Below are 927 nucleotides of genomic sequence, written 5' to 3' on the forward strand. Positions count from 1 at the left end.
TTCTTAATCATCTCGCCAAAACCTACCAGAATATGGTGTTGGTTTATTAGCGCTGATTTATGGGGATCCCTCAGCGCTGCTGTGCGGGTGATCGTGATGCTGGAAACCTTACCGACAATCTCCCGGTGAATATTCGCCCGGATAGTGGGGATTTTCGGCAACTGGATAGCGTCACTTAATACCTTCCCATTGGGATGGTAGCTGGATTGCTTGCCGTGCTTGCTTTTGAAGACGGGGGATCTGGCTTTGAGCTTCTTGTTAAAGAAGTTGGCAAATGCCTTATCCAGATTAATGACCGCTTGCTGTAGCGCCAGCGAGTCATATTCTTTGAGCCAGCTATAGCGGCGTGACTTTTTCGCCACCGCCAGCAATGGCTTTATATCGCGCGTTGGCTTGAGGGAAACGCCGTGGCGCTTGTACACGTGGCGGCTGATATGAAGGGCTTTATTGTACGCAAAACGCACCGCGCCGAACTGCGCATTTAAAAATGCGGCTTGCTCTGCGTCGGGGTAAATGCGTACTTTGGTCGCTCTTTTCATTTTCAGTGCTCATGCGTAGAATGAGCACAATATAAGGTTAAAATTAAGGTTTTGCAAGTGAGTGTACATGATAAAGCGTTTGAGGGTTATCTCTCGCGCCGCCATAGCGTCAGCAAACTGGTTGTGCATCTGATATTTACGACAAAATACCGCCGAAAGATTTTCGACGGTGTGATGATCCAGCAGATACGAGAAGCATTCGAGAGCGCAGCGGAAAAGCTGGAAATTGAAATATTAGAAATGGACGGGGAAGCGGATCACGTCCACGCATTGATCGCATACCCGCCGAAACTGTCCATCAGCGTGTTGGTAAATAATTTGAAGTCGATCAGTAGCCGCCGTGTGCGCATCCTGAATACGAATTTACGCAAGGTGAGTGATAGCGGGG

2 protein-coding genes are annotated in these 927 nt (G+C 48.8%); one reads left to right on the forward strand and one right to left on the reverse strand.

All coding sequences use genetic code 11. The annotated features are described in order from the left end of the window. On the reverse strand, positions 1-539 hold a 539-nt coding region (locus A7090_RS27145; protein WP_342365297.1), incomplete at its 3' end, for an RNA-guided endonuclease InsQ/TnpB family protein. 57 nt (positions 540-596) lie between these two features. Between A7090_RS27145 and tnpA the strand changes: the two genes are divergently transcribed. After that, positions 597-927, forward strand: a 331-nt coding sequence (gene tnpA, locus A7090_RS19325; protein WP_105275232.1) for an IS200/IS605 family transposase, incomplete at its 3' end; no start/stop codon positions are given.

Source organism: Escherichia sp. MOD1-EC7003, assembly GCF_002965065.1.
GTDB lineage: Bacteria > Pseudomonadota > Gammaproteobacteria > Enterobacterales > Enterobacteriaceae > Escherichia.